The sequence below is a fragment of the Arthrobacter flavus genome (genome assembly GCF_039526005.1).
Classification (GTDB): domain Bacteria; phylum Actinomycetota; class Actinomycetes; order Actinomycetales; family Micrococcaceae; genus Arthrobacter_D; species Arthrobacter_D flavus.
Window position 1 is genome coordinate 83,887 of sequence record NZ_BAAAIJ010000013.1, and the last position, 17,584, is coordinate 101,470.

General features: G+C 65.5%; 12 protein-coding genes and 1 pseudogene. 8 read left to right on the top strand and 5 right to left on the bottom strand.

Annotated elements, in window-relative coordinates:
• Positions 1-46: 46 nt before the first annotated feature.
• The 3 genes from ABD059_RS05310 (at position 47) to ABD059_RS05320 (ending at position 5,385) form a co-directional block, all read left to right on the top strand.
• The gene (locus ABD059_RS05310; protein ID WP_343878320.1) at positions 47-2,092 is read left to right on the top strand and encodes a putative bifunctional diguanylate cyclase/phosphodiesterase; all 2,046 of its coding nucleotides are present in this window, start codon (positions 47-49) and stop codon (positions 2,090-2,092) included.
• A 93-nt stretch (positions 2,093-2,185) separates the two neighbouring features.
• Positions 2,186-4,399 carry a catalase gene (locus tag ABD059_RS05315; RefSeq protein WP_343878322.1) on the top strand — a complete coding sequence of 738 codons (2,214 nt, stop codon included), beginning with the start codon at positions 2,186-2,188 and terminating at the stop codon, positions 4,397-4,399.
• 89 nt (positions 4,400-4,488) lie between these two features.
• Positions 4,489-5,385: an alpha/beta fold hydrolase gene (locus ABD059_RS05320; protein WP_343878323.1), complete on the top strand. Its 897-nt coding sequence runs from the start codon at positions 4,489-4,491 to the stop codon at positions 5,383-5,385.
• Positions 5,386-5,434: 49 nt separating this feature from the next.
• Here ABD059_RS05320 and ABD059_RS05325 read toward each other — a convergent pair.
• Positions 5,435-6,932, bottom strand: a pseudogene (locus tag ABD059_RS05325) (SLC13 family permease).
• 120 nt (positions 6,933-7,052) lie between these two features.
• On the opposite strand from ABD059_RS05325, the gene ABD059_RS05330 reads away from it, so the two are divergent.
• Positions 7,053-8,051, top strand: coding sequence for a D-2-hydroxyacid dehydrogenase (locus tag ABD059_RS05330; protein WP_343878324.1), 999 nt, complete (start codon positions 7,053-7,055; stop codon positions 8,049-8,051).
• Positions 8,052-8,151: 100 nt separating this feature from the next.
• Positions 8,152-9,681, top strand: a complete 1,530-nt coding sequence (locus tag ABD059_RS05335; RefSeq protein WP_343878325.1) for an MDR family MFS transporter — start codon at positions 8,152-8,154, stop codon at positions 9,679-9,681.
• 8 nt (positions 9,682-9,689) lie between these two features.
• On the opposite strand, the gene ABD059_RS05340 is transcribed toward ABD059_RS05335, so the two are convergent.
• Together ABD059_RS05340 and ABD059_RS05345 are read right to left on the bottom strand one after the other, a co-directional pair.
• A complete protein-coding gene (locus ABD059_RS05340) occupies positions 9,690-10,574 on the bottom strand; it encodes an SDR family oxidoreductase (RefSeq protein WP_343878326.1) in 885 nt (294 codons plus the stop codon).
• A gap of 104 nt (positions 10,575-10,678) precedes the next feature.
• Complete coding sequence (locus tag ABD059_RS05345; protein ID WP_343878327.1) at positions 10,679-11,404, bottom strand: YoaK family protein; 726 nt, start codon at positions 11,402-11,404, stop codon at positions 10,679-10,681.
• A gap of 179 nt (positions 11,405-11,583) precedes the next feature.
• Between ABD059_RS05345 and ABD059_RS05350 the strand changes: the two genes are divergently transcribed.
• Together ABD059_RS05350 and ABD059_RS05355 are read left to right on the top strand one after the other, a co-directional pair.
• The gene (locus tag ABD059_RS05350) at positions 11,584-13,392 is read left to right on the top strand and encodes a gamma-glutamyltransferase family protein (RefSeq protein WP_343878328.1); all 1,809 of its coding nucleotides are present in this window, start codon (positions 11,584-11,586) and stop codon (positions 13,390-13,392) included.
• A gap of 38 nt (positions 13,393-13,430) precedes the next feature.
• Complete coding sequence (locus ABD059_RS05355) at positions 13,431-14,132, top strand: GntR family transcriptional regulator (RefSeq protein ID WP_343878329.1); 702 nt, start codon at positions 13,431-13,433, stop codon at positions 14,130-14,132.
• 23 nt (positions 14,133-14,155) lie between these two features.
• On the opposite strand, the gene ABD059_RS05360 is transcribed toward ABD059_RS05355, so the two are convergent.
• Together ABD059_RS05360 and ABD059_RS05365 are read right to left on the bottom strand one after the other, a co-directional pair.
• The gene (locus ABD059_RS05360; RefSeq protein WP_377959609.1) at positions 14,156-15,349 is read right to left on the bottom strand and encodes a phospholipase D-like domain-containing protein; all 1,194 of its coding nucleotides are present in this window, start codon (positions 15,347-15,349) and stop codon (positions 14,156-14,158) included.
• 93 nt (positions 15,350-15,442) lie between these two features.
• Positions 15,443-16,165, bottom strand: a complete 723-nt coding sequence (locus ABD059_RS05365) for an AAA family ATPase (RefSeq protein ID WP_343878360.1) — start codon at positions 16,163-16,165, stop codon at positions 15,443-15,445.
• 124 nt (positions 16,166-16,289) lie between these two features.
• Here ABD059_RS05365 and ABD059_RS05370 point away from each other — a divergent pair, with 124 nt between their 5' ends.
• Entirely contained in the window at positions 16,290-17,579 is a 1,290-nt protein-coding gene (locus ABD059_RS05370) for an ATP-binding protein (RefSeq protein WP_343878331.1), read from the top strand.
• Positions 17,580-17,584 lie beyond the last annotated feature (5 nt).

The window sequence follows — 17,584 nt, forward strand, 5'->3', positions numbered from 1 at the left end:
TGGTGTGCGACGTCGGCGTAACGAAGCACACTAGGGGATGAGTTGAATGGCGCTGAAGTGGGGGCCCCGGTTTAAGGGGGATGGGTTGCCGGAGTCGCTCTTCGCGCAGGCACACGCGGCCATGTCGGAGATCTCACTGATCACGGACTCACGTCAGAACATCCTTCACGTCTCGGAGTCCTTCACGGCAATCACCGGGCATCGCCCCGACGAGGTGATGGGCAGAAACTGCCGATTGCTGCAGGGGCCGGGCTCCGATCCCGAGACGAAGCGTGCCATGCGGACGGCATTGGCCGCCGGAGAGGCTTTCCGCGGAGAAATCCTCAATTACCGCAAGGACGGGTCAGCGTTCTGGAACGACCTGAGCATTGCGCCACTGCACGACGCCGCGGGGCGACTCACGCACTATGTCAGCGTCCAACGGGACATCAATACGCGGATGGCCCTGCACGAGCAGTTGCGCTTCCAGGCGCTGCACGACCCGGTGACCGGGCTGCCAAACCGGGTGGCGCTCGCCGAACGACTCACCGAGATCTTCTCAGTTGGCGATCACGATGAGGTCACCGCGGCCGTGGGCATGATCGACCTTGACGACTTCCGAGCCGTCAACAACGCTTTCGGGCACGAAGCCGGTGATCTCCTCCTGAAGGAGTGGGCGGCCCGGATGCAAGCCAACCTGCGCGACGGCGATTTCCTGGGGCGGATGGGTGGCGACGAATTCATCCTCGTGATCAACAACATCAACCGGTCCACGGCCCCGACCGTGCTCGCTGGCATCCTGGACCTGCTTCATACAGCGGTGGAACGGCCCTTCCTGGCCTCCGGGAAAAGTGTCCGAGTGGGTATGAGCATGGGGCTGGCCCTGTATCCCCGCGACGGCTGTGACATGGCGTCCCTGCTGCGGAATGCTGATGATGCGCTGTATCAATCGAAGAAGACCAAGACCAACCGTGACCGTTGGTGGGCGCTGTCCACGATCGAGCCGACCGCCGAGGCGGGGACCGATCTGGCGTATCTTCGCGCGGGGGTTGCGGGCGCCGTCGCCCGGCCGGATAGCAGCGTCGTCGACAGCTACCGGGAGCGGCTGCGCTCTGGTGGGCTGGAGGCGTACATGCAGCCAGTGATTGATCTCCGCGACGGATCGGTTCACTTGTTCGAGGCGCTGGCCCGTCTGCGGATGACCGACGGGCGCCTCGTGTCGCCGGGAGATTTCCTCCCCTATCTGACGGAGGCCGAGCTGGACCTCCTGTTTGTCGGGATGCTTGATCAGGCGCTCGGCTGGGTCGCCACCTGGGATGCGGAAGGACTGCGGGCAAACATTTCGGTAAACCTCCCGCCGAGCACGCTCCTGAACCCGGACTGTCTCTCTCTGGTGCGTGACGCGCTGCAGCGCCACAACATCGCCCCGGACCGCTTGGGTCTCGAGTTGCTTGAATCCCAGACCCTCCAGTGGGAAATCCAGCGGGACGCACTGGATCAGCTGGTGGGGCTTGGCGTGGGGCTTGCCATGGATGACCTCGGTGCCGGTTACAGCAGCCTGAAACGGCTGTCGGTGCTCCCCTTCAACGCGATCAAGCTTGATCGTGAGCTACTCACCGAGATCCGCAGGAAGCCTGTGGAGACGCTGAGCATGATTGCGTCGCTTATCCAGATGGGCCGTGATTTTGAAATGAACGTCGCCATCGAGGGGTTGGAGGATCTCGGGATCACCGAGGCCGCCGTCGTCCTCGGCGCCCCGCTAGGGCAGGGGTACTACCTCACCCGGCCGCTGCCCGCTGCGGAGGCTGCCGGTTGGGCGGGCGGTTTCACCCTCGATGTGCAGCCGAATGCGCCGCGAACTTATCTGGGCGGGTTGGCCTACCACTGGCAGTTCGCCCGGCTGGGTGCGCCGCATCCGCGTCCGCTGACGACCTGCCCGCTTACGGGACTGCTCGATGACAGTCCGGCCAGCGAGGACGTGATGCGCTGGCACGCTCTGCAACACGATCCTGATGCAACCCACCCGTCGGCGGGCCGCATGCTGGTGGACTGGCTGGTGCAGCAGATCCGACATAAAGGAGCGGTCACCGGTGGGGCTTTCACCCCGGTGTAGCACCCACTTATATAGGAAGCGTGCTTAGTAGTTCGTGTAGGCTGACAGAGTAGCGACAGTAACTCTGCGCTATCCGAGTGTCTGGAGCGAGCGATGTCTGAAGAAAATTCCCCCCTCACCAACCCCCCAATTCCTGGTGCACCGTCAGTGGAGGCGCCGAGCCTGGCGGAGCCCGTGGAACCTCGCGAGCCGCTCCCGCCCAAACCCGATCAGGACGCACCCGAGACGGTGTCGCCCACCGGCACTCCCACCGGCGCCGCCAAGACCGTCAATTCGCAGAGCGGTCGGTTCCTCACCACTGCCCAGGGCACCCGGGTGGCCGATACCGATCACTCCCTCAAGGCGGGTCCCCGCGGGCCGGTCCTCCTCCAGGACCACCACCTGCGCGAAAAAATCACCCACTTCGACCACGAGCGCATCCCCGAGCGGGTCGTTCACGCCCGCGGCGCAGGAGCTCACGGAACTTTTGTGGCCAATGGTGCCGCAACAGGCGTCACGAAGGCCGGCTTCCTCGCCAAGGACGTCGAGACGCCGGTCTTCGTGCGATTTTCCACCGTGCTGGGCTCACGCGGTTCGGCTGACGCGGTGCGTGACACCCGCGGCTTCGCCACCAAGTTCTACACCGACGAGGGCACCTACGACCTTGTCGGCAATAACATTCCGGTGTTCTTCATTCAGGACTCGATCAAGTTTCCCGACGTCGTTCACGCCGCGAAGCCGCACCCGGACCGGGAGATCCCCCAGGCCCAAAGCGCCCACGACACGTTCTGGGATTTCGTCTCCCTGCATAGCGAAGCGCAGGCGCACACCATGTGGAACATGTCCGATCGTGGCATTCCGCGGTCGTACCGGACCATGGAAGGCTTCGGCGTCCACACCTTCCGGCTGCAGAACGCGGCAGGCGAAACCACGCTGGTGAAAATCCACTGGAAGCCCAAGCAGGGTGTTCATTCGCTGGTCTGGGAAGAAGCCCAGATTATCAACGGAATGGACCCCGACTTCCACCGCCGCGACCTCGCGGATTCGATTGAGGCCGGCGCCTTCCCGCAGTGGGACCTGGGCATCCAGACGTTCCCGGATACCGAAGACGAAATGTTCGAAGGCATCGACCTGCTGGACCCCACCAAGTTCGTCCCAGAAGAGTTGGCTCCCGTCCAGATCATCGGCACGATGACCCTGAACGCCAATCCGACCAACTACTTCGCTGAGACAGAGCAGATCGCCTTCCACCCGGGTCACCTGGTGCCGGGCATCGACGTCACAAACGATCCCCTGCTGCAGGGCCGGTTGTTCTCCTACATCGATACCCAGATCAGCCGTCTCGGTGGACCCAACTTCGCCCAGCTGCCGATCAACCGGCCGCACGCTCCCGTCAACGACATGCTGCGCGACGGCATGCACCAGACCGCAGTGCACGGGGGAGTGGCGCCGTACCGGCCGAACTCGCTCGACGGCGGCTGCCCGTTCCTCGCCGGTGAGGACATGAGCGCCTACATCGAGGTGCCGCAGGAACTTCCGGCGTCGAGCAAAGTTCGAGAAAGTCCGGCCACGTTCGAAGATCACTTCAGCCAGGTGCGGATGTTTTTCAAGTCCCTCACCCCGTTGGAACAGGATCACGTCATCTCCTCGTACACCTTCGAACTGGGGAAGGTCTACGAGGAAAACCTCAAGGTCCGTCAGCTGCAGAACCTCGCCAACATCGACGAGCGGCTGTGCGCCGAGGTGGCGTCCGGTCTGGGCCTCACCGCTCCGGCACCCACCGTGCAGGTCGAGGATCACGAGCCCAGCCCCACGGTTTCGCAGATCGGCGGCACCTGGCCTGTCGAGGGCAGGATCATCGGTGTGATTGCCGACGCCAATAGCGACGTCACCGCCGTTGCCCAGCTGACCAGCAGCATTCACGACGCCGGGATGGTTCCGTTGATCATCGCCCCCACTGGTGGGAAGCTCGACGGCGGCATGGTGGTCCAGCGGACCTACCTCACCGCCCGATCCACCGAGTTCGACGCACTGATCATTGCCGGCGCGGCGACACCGGGCGACGACGCCGCCAACAGCCGAGATGCAAAGGCGGGATCGCCGGGCGTGACCATCGACCCCCGTGTCGCGCTGCTGCTCTCCGAGGCGTTCAGGCACTCCAAGGCCATTGGCGGCGTCGGCGACGTGACCTCGGTGCTGCAGGCGAGTGCCATCAGCCCCGAGGCGCCGGGCGTCGTCGTCGGCGACGCGACGCCAGTGCTCACCACGCTGACCGAGCTGCTGTCCAGGCACCGCGTCTGGGATCGGTTCCCGGCACCCGCACAGTAGATAGGCAAAAGGCAACTGACCGCCGGGGAGAACCCGGCGGTCAGTTGCGTTTAACCCCGCCCCCTCCGCCGAGAAGTTAGAGTAGCTGCATGTTTGAGGCCTATACGGAGTTCGCGACGACGGTGGGCGGCGTCGAGATCGCGGGCAGGATCTCCCGCCCCACGGAAGACCCCAAGCCGGCCCTACTGCTGTTGCACGGGCACCCCGAATCCCACCTGATGTGGCACAGGGTGGCCGACCGGCTCGCCGAGCACTATACCGTGGTCATGCCTGACCTGCGCGGCTACGGCTCCTCGGGAATACCGGCCAGCGATCCGGAGCACCAGGCCTACAGTAAACGCACGATGGCCCTCGACCAGGTGCTCCTGATGCAACATTTCGGCGCCGAGCGCGGGTTCCGGCAGTTTGCGGTCTGCGCCCATGACCGCGGTGCGCGCGTGGCCCACCGGCTGCTCGCCGACCACCCGGACCTGGTGACCGCGGCAATACTCCTGGACATCGCCCCCACCCTCGACATGTATGAGTCAACCGATAGAGCCTTTGCCGAGGCCTATTTCCACTGGTTCTTCCTCATCCAGCCGAGGCCGCTCCCCGAGTCACTTATTGAGGCCAACCCCCGCGCCTACATCGAGAATCTGATGGGAAGCAGGTATGCGGGCCTGGCCCCCTTTCCGAGGGATGTTCTTGATCAGTATGTTGCGGCGCTTTCCCGGCCGGGCGCAGTTCACGCGATGTGCGAGGACTATCGGGCGTCGTCGACCATTGACCTCGAGCATGACCGCCACGACCGGGCCAGCAAACTGCAGATCGGCACCCCGCTGAGGGTGCTGTGGGGGCAGCACGGCGTGGTCGGCAAGCAGTTCGATCCGCTGGCATTGTGGCGGGAAGTGGCCCCCACCGTGACCGGCAGGGCGCTCGACGCCGGCCACTACCTGCCCGAGGAAGCACCGGCGGACGTAGTGGACGAGATCCTGAGCTTCCTCTGACGCACCGCGCCGCCCGACCCCGGAGGGCCAGACGGCGCCGCGAAAGGACCTAGTACACGAGCCCGAAGACCCAGGCCGCCAGCGTCATCGTGGTGATGGTGGTCAACACCAGCGCGATGAGGTTCAACCAGATGCCGGCCTTGAGCATGTGGGCAATCTCCACATGGCCGGAGGAGTACGCGATGGCGTTGGGCGGCGTCGCGACCGGCAGCATGAACGCACAGGTCGCGGCGATCGCCACGGGGATCACGAGCAGCATCGGATCGACGCCGAGCCCGACGGCGACCCCGCCGATCAGCGGCAGGAACGCAGCTGCGGTGGCCGTGTTACTGGTGAGCTCGGTCAGCAGCAACACGATGCCAGCCACGATGGCGATGATCAGGACCAGCGGCAGCACATCGAGTCCGGCGACCTGCGTTCCAACCCAGGCGCTCAGACCGGTGGCGGTGAACTGCGCCGAGAGCGCGAGGCCTCCGCCGAACAACAGCAGGATGTCCCAGGGCAGCGCCTTGGCGCTGGCCCAGTCGAGCAGGGGCACGCCCTTCTTGATATTCGCCGGGATCACAAACAGCAGGACAGCGACCACCATGGCGATGACGGCGTCAGCAATGTTCGATCCCGGCCACAGCAGGGGCACGCTGATCCAGGCAGCCGCTGCGAGCACGAAGATCCCACCGACCTGCTTTTCACCAGTGTTCATCGACCCGAGCTTCTTGTACTCATCCCGGATTAGTTGACGCCCGCCCGGAATCTCCTTGATTTCAGGCTTGTAGATGACCTGGGTGAGGAGGAACCAGGCAATGAACATGAACACCACCGACATTGGTACGCCGACCAGCATCCACTGGCCGAAACCCACCTGAATGTCGTGAGTCTCGGCCAGGTAGCCGACCATGAGGGCGTTGGGTGGGGTGCCGATAATGGTGCCGAGCGAACCGATCGACGCCGAGTAGGCAATGCCCAGCATCAACGCGATACCGAACCGCTTCGGTGGCTTGCCGTCACTGACGGTTGCCACCAGGGTGAGAACCGAGATGCCGATAGGCAGCATCATCACGGCCGTGGCGGTGTTGGAGACCCACATACTGAGGAATCCGGTGGCGATCATGAAACCGCCGATAAGCTGGCTCGGTTTGCGCAATCCGACGGTGCAGGTTCCACCGCTGGAGCGCGAGGGCCAAAAGGAACCCGCCCATGAACAGGAAGATGATGGGGTTGGCGTAGGGCGGCGCCACCTCGTCAATGGTGGACACGTTCAGAATCGGGAAGAGGACCAAGGGGAGCAGAGCCGTCGCTGCCAGCGGGATGGCTTCGGTCATCCACCACAGCGCCATCAGGGAGGCGATGGCGGCGGTCACCCTGGCGGGCTGCTCAAGATCGGCTGGCAGGATCAGATACATGATGATGGCGACGACGACGCCGCCCACCAGCCCGATCCGTTTTCGCAGCAGCACCCGTCTGTCCTCGGCGGGCTCCAGCATGCCGGGTGCAGCCGAGGTGTCGACCTCTTGGTCTACTAGCGGGTGTTCGGTTGACGGCGTTGTCACGGTGTATCCTCCCGATGGCGCGTTCGGGCACCCGAACGCTGACTACACATGCAACCGTATGGATTCCCGCAAGTAAAGCTGGACAGCGTTAAGAAGGCCGACCGTGGGAGGATTCTGAGCATGAACTTTTTCGACGAGTCCGGCCGCAAGCCCATTGTGACGGTGCTCGTGGGGGACCGCCCCGTGATCGGGCTGGAGCGCGTTGCCGCGCTGGCGGACATCCGTGAAACCGATGCCGCCGGCCTGCCAATGGCGCTCCGTGGAGCCGATGTGCTGTACCTCTGGGACTTCTTCTCCGGCGCGGTCGAGCCCGCCTGGAAACACGCCGACGCCTTGACCTGGCTGCACGTCGCGGCGGCCGGCGTCGACAAGCTCCTGTTCCCGGGACTGATCGACTCGGCTGTCACGGTCACGAATGCCCACGGTGTGTTTGACCTCCCCATGGCCGAGTACGTGCTGGGCGCCATGCTGTTTTCCGCCAAGGGCTTCGGCCAGACCCGCGACCTACAACACAACCGGGTCTGGGCCCGGCGAACCACCCGCAACATCGCCGGCGCGCGGGTCCTGATTGTGGGAACAGGAAGCATCGGCCGGTGCACTGCGCGACTTTTGACGGCGGCGGGCGCCGACGTCAACGGCGCCGGCAGGGTGGCACGGACTGATGACCCCGACTTCGGGACCGTCCACAGCAGTTCACGCCTCACAGCAGTGGTCGGCGCCTATGACTATCTCGTCCTCGTCGCCCCGTTGACCGCACAGACCGAGGGGATGGTCAGTGCCGAGGTGCTCGCCGCCATGGCACCCACCGCGGTCCTGATCAACGTGGGGAGGGGGAAGCTGGTGGATGAGGCGGCGTTGGTGCGGACGCTCGACGACGGCGGCATCGCCGGAGCGGTCCTTGACACCTTCGCCGTCGAACCACTCCCTCCGGCCAGCCCGCTGTGGGGGATGGAGCAGGTGCTGATCTCCCCTCATATGGCCAGCGACGCCGACTCGTGGCTGGATGATCTGGCGCTTCAGTTCGAACGCAACTTCCTCACCTGGCATGCCGGGAAGGCGTTGCCGCACCAGGTGGACAAGGTGCTCGGGTACGTGCCGACGTCGGGCGCTGACCGCTGAACACGGCACACCGACTTTCCCCCGGCGGAATAGATTCTCTTCCTTCGGGCGTTGCGGCTAATAGGATCAGCTCCTCCCACACCACTTCAAAGGAATTTCTGTGCCCCATAGTGCCCCGCCCTCCGCTGCGAACCAGCCGGTCGAGAACCAGTCGGCCGCGCGCCAGGAGGACCTCGCAGAGGCTAAACGCAACAAGTTAGTGATCTCGCTGCTGCTGGTGTCAGCCTTCGTGGTCATCCTGAACGAGACCATCATGAGCGTGGCACTGCAGACACTGACCGTCGACCTCGGCATCACCGTCAGTGCCGGGCAGTGGCTCACCACAGCCTTCATGCTCACCATGGCGGTGGTCATCCCGGTGACCGGGTTCCTGCTGCAGCGGTTCCACACCCGCCCCGTCTTCATGGCCGCCATGTCCCTCTTCAGCTTCGGCACCCTGGTGTCGGCGCTGGCGCCGGGCTTTGAGGTCCTGCTGGTCGGCCGGATCATCCAGGCGAGCGGCACCGCCATCATGATGCCGCTGCTGATGACCACGGTGATGACCCTGGTCCCGCCTGCGTCACGCGGCCGCACTATGGGCAATATCGCCATCGTGATCTCCGTGGCTCCGGCCATCGGCCCCACCGTGTCCGGCCTGATTCTCAGCGTGCTGGACTGGCGCTGGCTCTTCTGGCTGGTCCTGCCCATCGCCGTCGGCTCCCTGATTCTCGGCGCCACCCGCATTCAAAACGTCACCACCCCACGGCGCCTGCCCATCGACGTGCTGTCGGTGATCGTCTCGGCGCTCGCGTTCGGCGGGATCATCTACGGTCTCAGCCAGTTCGGCGAAGCAGCCGAGGGTGGCGGACCGGTTCCGCCGTGGCTGCCGCTCGTCGTCGGTGGCGTTGCCCTGGTGCTGTTCGTCCTGCGCCAGCGCACCCTGCAGCGCGCCGACCGGGCCCTGTTGGACCTACGGACCTTCACCTCACGCACCTTCACCATCTCCATCCTGGTCATCTCGGTGTCCATGATGGCACTCTTCGGAACCATCATCCTGCTGCCCCTCTACGTCCAGAATGTGCTGGGGCTCTCACCGGTGGTGGCGGGCCTGCTGCTGTTCCCTGGCGGTCTGACCATGGGTCTGCTGGGCCCGGTGGTGGGCCGCATCTTCGACAAGCGCGGACCCCGTATCCTGGTGGTGCCCGGCGCGATCCTCGTCAGCCTGGTGTTCTGGGGGTTGACGATGCTCAGCGAAACCACCCCCTTCCTGATGGTGATGGTGGCTCACGTCTTCCTGAGCATCGGCCTCGCCCTGATGTTCACGCCACTGCTGACCTCGGCGCTGGGATCCGTCCAGCCGCACCTGTACTCCCACGGGAGCGCGATCGTGGGCACCGTCCAGCAGCTCGCAGGTGCTGCAGGCACCGCCCTGTTCATCTCGGTGCTGACCATTCAGGCGTCCGCCCTGCTCGACGACGGTGCCTCCGAGGTGGCCGCTGAGGCAGGCGGCATCCAGGCCGCGTTCTTCTGCGGCGCGATCGTGTTCATGTTCGCCGTCGTGGCCGCCTTCTTCATCCGGAAGCCCGAAGACACGCCGGTCGACGCCGCCGAGGCCCCGGTCGATGGTCTTGGAGTACCAGCCGCCCACTAGGCGGATCGCTAGGGGTGCCTGACCCCGTCCCCATTGAGGACGGCCAGGTACCCCTCCCGGAACGTGGGATAGGTGAAAGTGAACCCCGTGGCGGTCAGCGCCGCGTTGCTGAGGCGCTTGCCGGTTCCCCGCTTCGTCCCGCCGGTCCTGGCCGACGACGACGGTCCCACCGGTGGTGTGGGCACCCCCAGCTGGGCGGCAAGAAACTCAAGGACCTCGCCCTGATCGACCGGCTCGTGGTCGACGCCGATATAGACCGGCTCTGGCCCCTTGACCTGGGTGGTCAGGTGCACGATAGCCGCCGCCGCATCATCCCGGTGAATCCTGTTGGTCCATTGGACCTCCGGGGGCAGGACCGCGGTACCGGATGCCAGTTGGTCGATCAGCCGGTTCCGGCCCGGACCGTAGATTCCCGACAGCCGCAGGATGACGGCGTCCGGCCGCCGGTTACGCAGCAGCTCCTCCGTGCTGGCCAGGATCTTCGCCGTGGCAGTGCCGGGCGCCACGGGCGTCGATTCGTCCACCCACTCGCCGTCGTCGCCCCCGTACACAGCGGTGGAGGACACCAACAGCACCTGGGCGTCGACGCCATCACGGGCCATCGCGTCCAGGACGTTGCCGGTGGCGGTGAGATAGGCCGCACGGTAAGCGTCCTCGGTACGGCCGTCCGCGGCGGTCGCCAGCACCACGATGCGGGTGTCGGCGGGGATCGGCGGTAGCTCGCCGGTGAGATCCACCGAAACGCCCTCAATTCCCGCCGGGAGCTTGTCAGCTGACCTCCGCCATCCGATCACCCGGTGCCCCGCCGCGGCGTATCTCAGCCCGGCCTCAGTCCCCAGATCGCCGCAGCCGGCAATCAGTACAGTCCCCGGTGGAGATATGCCTTCGCTCACGTCAGAACCCTTCTCGAACCGGCCGAATACCGTCAAAGTCGAGCCTACAGCGGTGCCGGACCGGCAGGAATCCCGCTTCCCGCTGATCAGGGCTGGTCGGTGGGCTATCTCGCCGCTGTAGGCTCCAGGTCCAGCTCATCCGCCGCGGCGCGCTTGTCCTTGCGGTGGCGGAGCTGCCCGATTAGGGTCACCACGGCCGACAGGACGGCCGAGAGTGCAATCCCCACCCAGAGGTCGATGTGCAGTGCCGCCGCTCCCACCAGGGCGCCGACCAGAATCAATGAGATGGCGAGTGCGCGGCGCAGCCAGAACGGACTCTTTCCACCAGCGAGGCGCGAATCCGAGGCCAGCCCGGTAATGGTGGACGTCACCACCACCGTGGTGATCTCGGCGACCTTGAGGCGTTTCGCCGTCGCAGCCTGAACACCCATCGCCAGGGCGAGGGTGCTGGTGGTGATGCTGCCCAGCAGGTGGTCGGCGGTGACATCGACCAGGGCAGTGAACAGGGCCAGGCCCCCGATCAGCACCGCCACTGTCAGGAAGGTGATCGACGTGCGCCCGCTCCAGCCCTCGGGGGCCGTGCGCAGCACCCGCCCGCCAATGACGGCGCCCACCATGAAGAAAAGCAGGGCCAGCGCCGGGCGAAGTACCGGGAGATCGCTGCCACCGGCGATGGCCATGCCCAGCAGGACCACGTTGCCGGTCATGTTGCCGGTGAAGACCTGATCGAGGCCGAGGAAACCGACGGCGTCCACCACACCGGTGGAGAAGGTGAGGGTCAGCATCAGCCACAGATGAAGTCGCGCGGTGGAGACGGGCTGACGCTTCATGGGATCCTCCGTGGTTAATGGACCGTTGCTTCACCGTCGGCCTGTATACAAAATGTACCTGTCCGAATAGTGTTGTATGCAATCGGCCACTTATGGGGTGGACTATGCAACGCACCCGGACCCCATCACGACCCCCAATCCAGTCCACGGACCCGCTCAACAAACCGAAAAGGACCTCGATGACCTACACCCAGCCCGCTTCCTTCACCACTCGGCCCACCCTCGAGGGCACCTTCGGGATGACCGCATCCACCCACTGGCTGGCCACCGCCTCGGCGCAGGCAGTCCTTGAGCGTGGCGGGAACGCGTTCGACGCCGCCGTCGCCAGCGCCTTTGTGCTCCACGTCGTCGAGCCGCACCTCAATGGCCCGGGTGGGGATATGACCGGCGTGTTTGCGACAGCAGCTAACCCGTCCGAGCCCATCGTCCTGATGGGTCAGGGACCGGCCCCCGTCGCCGCCACCCGCGAGCACTACCTCTCCGAGGGTCTGGAACTGGTGCCGGGCTCCGGTGCGCTCGCCGCGGCCGTGCCCGCCGCCGTCGACGCCTGGTTCCTCCTGCTCCGTGACCACGGCACCTGGGAGCTCGGCGACGTCCTGTACTTCGCCATCGGCTACGCCCGCAACGGGCACCCGATCGTCGGCCGGGTGGGCGCCACCATCTCCTCGGTCGCTGACCTCTTCAACGAGCACTGGCCGACGTCGGCGGCGCTCTGGATGCCTGAAGGCCGGGCTCCCGCAGCCGGGGAAATGATCAAGAACGAGGCCTACGCGGCAGTACTGGACCGGCTGGTCGCCGCCGGGCCGCCGGACGCCACCCGCGAGGAGCGCATCGACGCTGCCCGCCGTGAATGGAGCGAGGGTTTCGTGGCGCAGGCCGCCGTCGCCTTCACCGCGCAGCCGCACCGCCACTCCTCGGGCACCGACCATGCAGGGGTGATGAGCCTCGAGGACTTCGCCGGGTGCCAGGCCGGGTACGAACCCGCCACCACCTTCGAGTTCCGTGGCCACACCATCGCGAAGACCGGCGCCTGGGGGCAAGGACCTGCCCTGCTGCAGACCCTCGCCATCCTCGCCGGGTACGACGACGAGCACCTGGATCCCTCGACGGCGCTCGGCGCCCACACCATCCTCGAGGCGCAAAAACTCGCGATCGCCGACCGGGAAGCCTACTATGGCGACGCCGACGTTCCGCTGGACTACCTGCTCTCCGAGGAATACTCTGCCCAGCGCCGCCCGCTGATCACCGAGAAGGCCTCGACGGAGTTCCGGCCCGGCACCGTCCCGGGCCGCGAACCCTTCATCCCGCCGCTGCGCACCGAGTACACCGCGCCGGCCCTGGCCGGGGTGGGCGCGATGGCCGGCGTCGGCGAGCCGACCGTCTCCCGCAGTGGTGAGACCCGCGGCGATACCTGCCACATCGACGTCGTCGACCAGTGGGGCAACATGGTCTCGGCCACTCCCTCCGGCGGCTGGCTGCAGTCTTCACCGACCATCCCCGAGCTGGGCTTCTGCCTCGGCTCGCGGCTGCAGATGACCTGGCTGGAAGACGGGGCGCCGTCGACCCTGCGCCCCGGCAAACGCCCCCGCACCACCTTGACACCTACCCTGATCCTCAAGGACAGCGTCCCGGTGGTGGCGCTCGGATCACCTGGCGGGGACCAGCAGGATCAGTGGCAGCTGCTCTACATTCTGCGGACCATTGTTGGAGGCTACTCGCCGCAACAGGCGATTGATGCCCCCTCGCTGCACACCACGTCCATCCCCGGCTCCTTCTACCCCCGAACCTGGGAGCCTGGTGGGGCCGTGGTGGAGGATCGCCTCGGTGACGACGTCATCACCGATCTGGAAGGCCGCGGCCACGTGGTGACCAGGGCTGGCGACTGGGCGCTCGGCCGGATCTCCTCAGTGGTGAGCGACCCCGCGACCGGAGTTCTGAAGGCCGCCGCCAATCCCAGAGGAGCACAAGGCTATGCTGCAGGACGCTAAGCTGCGGGACGTACGGGAACTGCTGGGAGCGATTCCTGGTGCCGCTTTTGCCGCCTGATCCGCAACCGGTCGATCCTGCCCCGAAACAGCGGGTGCAGGACGAAATCCGGCACGACATCATCTTTGGCTCGCTGCGGCCTGGCACCCGGGTGACCGAGGCGGCGCTCGCCGCCAAATACGGGGTCTCCCGCATCCCCGTCCGTGAGGCACTGCGTGCGCTGGAGGCCGAGGGCTTCGTTGATTCCAAGCCGTACGCCGGGTCGACGGTGTCGGAGATTCCGGTGGACGACGCCGACGATCTCTTCGCCGTGCGTGAAGCGCTCGAGGGTGCCACCGCGCGGCGGGCCGCCCGGCGGGCGTCGGCCCAGTTCAGTGCGGGCGAGCCCAGCGCCGAATGGTGGAAAGCGCGCAGGTTGCTCGCCGACCTGCTCGACGACGGCGACCAGGCCGTTGCTGAAGGCAACCTTGAACTGCTGCCGGAACTGAACATCCGTTTCCATCTGGGGATCGCCGACCTCAGCGGCAGTGCGTCACTGACGGCTCTGCTGCGCCAGATTTCAGGCAAGATCGAGTGGCTCTACGCCACCGACGTCGACCATCGGGGGAAGCAGTCCTGGAGCGAGCACCGCCTGATCATGGCGGCGATTGACGCCGGCAACCCGGTCGACGCCGAACGGTTAATGGCTGGGCACGTCCACCAGTCCCGGGTGGGATATCTGGACCGCTTCGCCACCCCCTGAGCGTGGCAGGTTCTCCCGGCCGGCTAGAGGAGGGGACGCAGCGGGGCGAGGATCGCTTCGCTGATCCGGGCCACAATGTGGCGGCGCTCCCACTCCTTGCTCGTCAGGATCCGGCTGTTCCCGCTGTCCACGGCGAAGATTTTCTCCATGCTGTGGGCGAGGCCCTCGTCGAAGATCTCCAGGTTGATCTCGTAGTTGCCGGTCAGGCTCAACCGGTCAATGTTGGCGGTGCCGACCGTTGACCACTGCCCGTCCACGGTGGCGGTCTTCGCATGGATCATCGCGTTCTGATAGAGCAGGACCTGGATCCCGTTTTCCAACAGCGAGGTATAGAAGCCGCGGGACAACCAGTCAGAGAGCACATGGTTGGACTCCTCCGGCAGGATCACGCGGACGTCGACCCCCCGTTTGCTGGCCCGCAGCAGGGCGTTCAGGATCTGCTGGTCAGGAATGAAGTAGGCGGTGGTGATGTAGATGTGGTCCTTGGCGCGGTTGATCGCATCCAGGTAGACGCCACGGATGGGGAAGACCAGATTGGCGGGGATGTTGTTGACCGCCCGCAGGCGTGGTTCCCAGAAATCAGCACTGGTATCGTCCATCGGGCGCCGGGACCGTGCGGCCGTCAGGTTCCAGACGCTGACGAAGGCTTCCCTCAACTCCCAGACCGAAGGACCGACAATCCGCAGGTGGGTATCCCGCCACTTGGTGGCGTACAGGCTGCCGATGTTGTAGCCGCCCACAAACCCAATCGTCTCGTCAACGACCAGCAGTTTACGGTGGTCAAAGCCAGTGCCACGAATGTTGGTGAACAGGATCGAGGGCCGCAGGACCGGGAACCGGAAGACCTGCACCTCGGGGTGGAACGAGTAGAACGACGGCCGGACCACCAGGTTCGCGAACCCATCGTAAATCACGTACACCTTCACGCCACGCGCCGCCGCCTCATTCAACGCGTCACGGAAGGTGCGGCCGACGTCGTCGCCCTTCCAGATGTACGTCTCCATCAGGATCTGGTGCTTGGCCGATCGGATGGCCTCAAGCATCGCCTCATACAGGTCTTCGCCGTACGTGTAGACGGTGGTTGAGGACCCAGCGACGTGACCCTCAAAAATCCCCGGCTTGGGGAATCCCTCACGTTTGGTTCTGATCTTTTTTTCCACCGCGTCAATGACCACCAGTGTTGCGGCGACGACCGCCTGCGCCGCTCCGAGCGCCATAAGCGCTCGTCCGACGACGGTGCTGGCGAAGCCGACGAGGCGCTTGGGATGGTGTAGACGCATGTTCAAGAGCCTATCGGACCGCCGCAGGAATCAGAGATGGCGTAGATACCGGTCGGGCGCGTTCATGAAGCCACGCCAGTTGACTGTCAGATCCAGCTCGTCCCAGTGCATCTCTCGAAATCCCCACGGCCCGATCTCGAGGATTGCTGCGCCGGGAAGGGCGGCGAGCAGAGGAGAGTGGGTGGAGAGGAGCACCTGGGATTTCCCATCGGAGAGCAGTTCTTTCAGGATCCCGAGCAAAGCCAGACAGCCGCCGAAGGACAACGCCGATTCCGGCTCATCCAGCACCCACAGTCCCGGTCCCCGAAACCGGTCCACTGTGAGTTCGAGGAAAGACTCTCCGTGTGACATCGAATGGAACCGGGTATCGTTGCCCGACCTGCCGGGATTTTGCTCCAGATAGGTGAAGAACCCGTGCATGGTCTCGGCCCGCAGGAAGTAGCCTCGTTTGCTGGCGCCCGGGTTCCGGACCAGCTGGAGGTGATCCGACAGCTCCGACTCGGACGGTCGGGTGGAATGACGCGCGCCGGTCGACCCACCCTCAGGCGACAGCCCGAAGGCCAATGCAATCGCTTCGACCAGCGTCGATTTGCCCGAGCCATTCTCGCCGACCAGGACCGTGGCGGAGCCAAGCTCCATCCCGTCCTCCAACAGTTGCGCCACGGGCGGCAGATTCGCCGGCCAGGTTCCTTGCGCCAGTTCGGAGGTTGGGTGGGCAGTGACCCTCCGGAGGGGGAAACGGTCGAGGTGCATCACAGCATCATGGCAGCCGCCTCCGACAGTCACAATCTCCGGTGCCGCCCAGCGGTGTGCCATGATCAGCGCACTGCACGTTTTGTACCCGACACGATCAGCACACGACAAAGGAGTCACCCGTATGACCGGCTGGAGAATCAGGGATTTCCACTCTGCTGACATGGACGCGATCCTCCACCTGTGGGAGGAATCCCGCAGCGCCGGCGTCGAACCGGTGTACGCGCTCGCCGAGGTCCTCGCCTCCTGCCAGAAGGACCACGCCGTCGTCGCCGTCCACGGCGAGACGGTGGTCGGCGCGGCGGTGGCCCGCGCCGCTCACGACCAGGGCTGGATTGTCTTCTTCGCCATCGACGAAGGCTGGCGGAACCATGGGATCGGCAGCGCACTGCTCGCTGCCATCGAGGGCAGGATGGCGCCGCATGGCCTGACCAAGCTCTCCACCCTGGTGCCCGACGCCGAACACCGGGTGGATGCCCTCCTCAACTCGGGGTTCCAGGACCGGAAGCACCTGAGGTACTTCGAACGTGATATCCCCGTGCAACGCCAGGAAATGGGTCTGCTCAGCGAACTCGGCGGACGCTTGATGCCGCGGAATCTGTGGAGCAACGTGGGAGGCATGCAACGCGAGAAGGAACTGCTCGAACGCCGGTTGGTCCTGCCGCTTGCCAACCCCGACCTGGCCGAGCAGTACGGGGTGGTGCCGCCGCGTGCGGTGATGCTGTTTGGCCCACCGGGAACCGGCAAGACCACTTTCGCCAAGGCGATTGCGTCACGGCTGGAGTGGCCCTTCGTCGAGGTGTTCCCCTCACGGCTCGCCGCTGACTCGAAGGGCCTCGCGGGTGCGCTGCGTGAGACCTTCCTCGAGATCGCCGAACTGGAACACGCAGTGGTCTTCATTGACGAGGTCGAGGAGATCGCCGCCCAGCGCCAGGGGGAGCCGCCGTCCCCGTTGCAGGGTGTGACCAACGAACTGCTGAAGATCATTCCCGCGTTCAGGGAGCGGCCCGGCCGGCTGCTGGTGTGCGCGACGAACTTCATCAGGGCCCTTGACACGGCGTTCCTGAGGCACGGGCGCTTCGACTACGTCATCCCCATCGGGCTGCCCGACGACGACGCCCGCCACGCTATCTGGCAGCGCTACATCCCATCCGAGGTGGCAGCCGAGGTGGACATCGCCCGGCTGGTCGAGACGTCCGACGGCTTTTCGCCAGCAGACATCGAATTCGCGGCCCGCAAGGCGTCCCAACGCGCCCTGGAGCAGGCGGTGTTCGGAGCCGCCGACGGTGGCACGCCAGCCCCCGGCCCCTCCAGCCAGGACTACCTGACGGCGATCGCCGAAACGCGGACCACCGTGTCGGCGTCCGTGGCGCAGGAATTCCGCGAGGACATTGAACGGATCGCCAGGCTGTAGGGGGC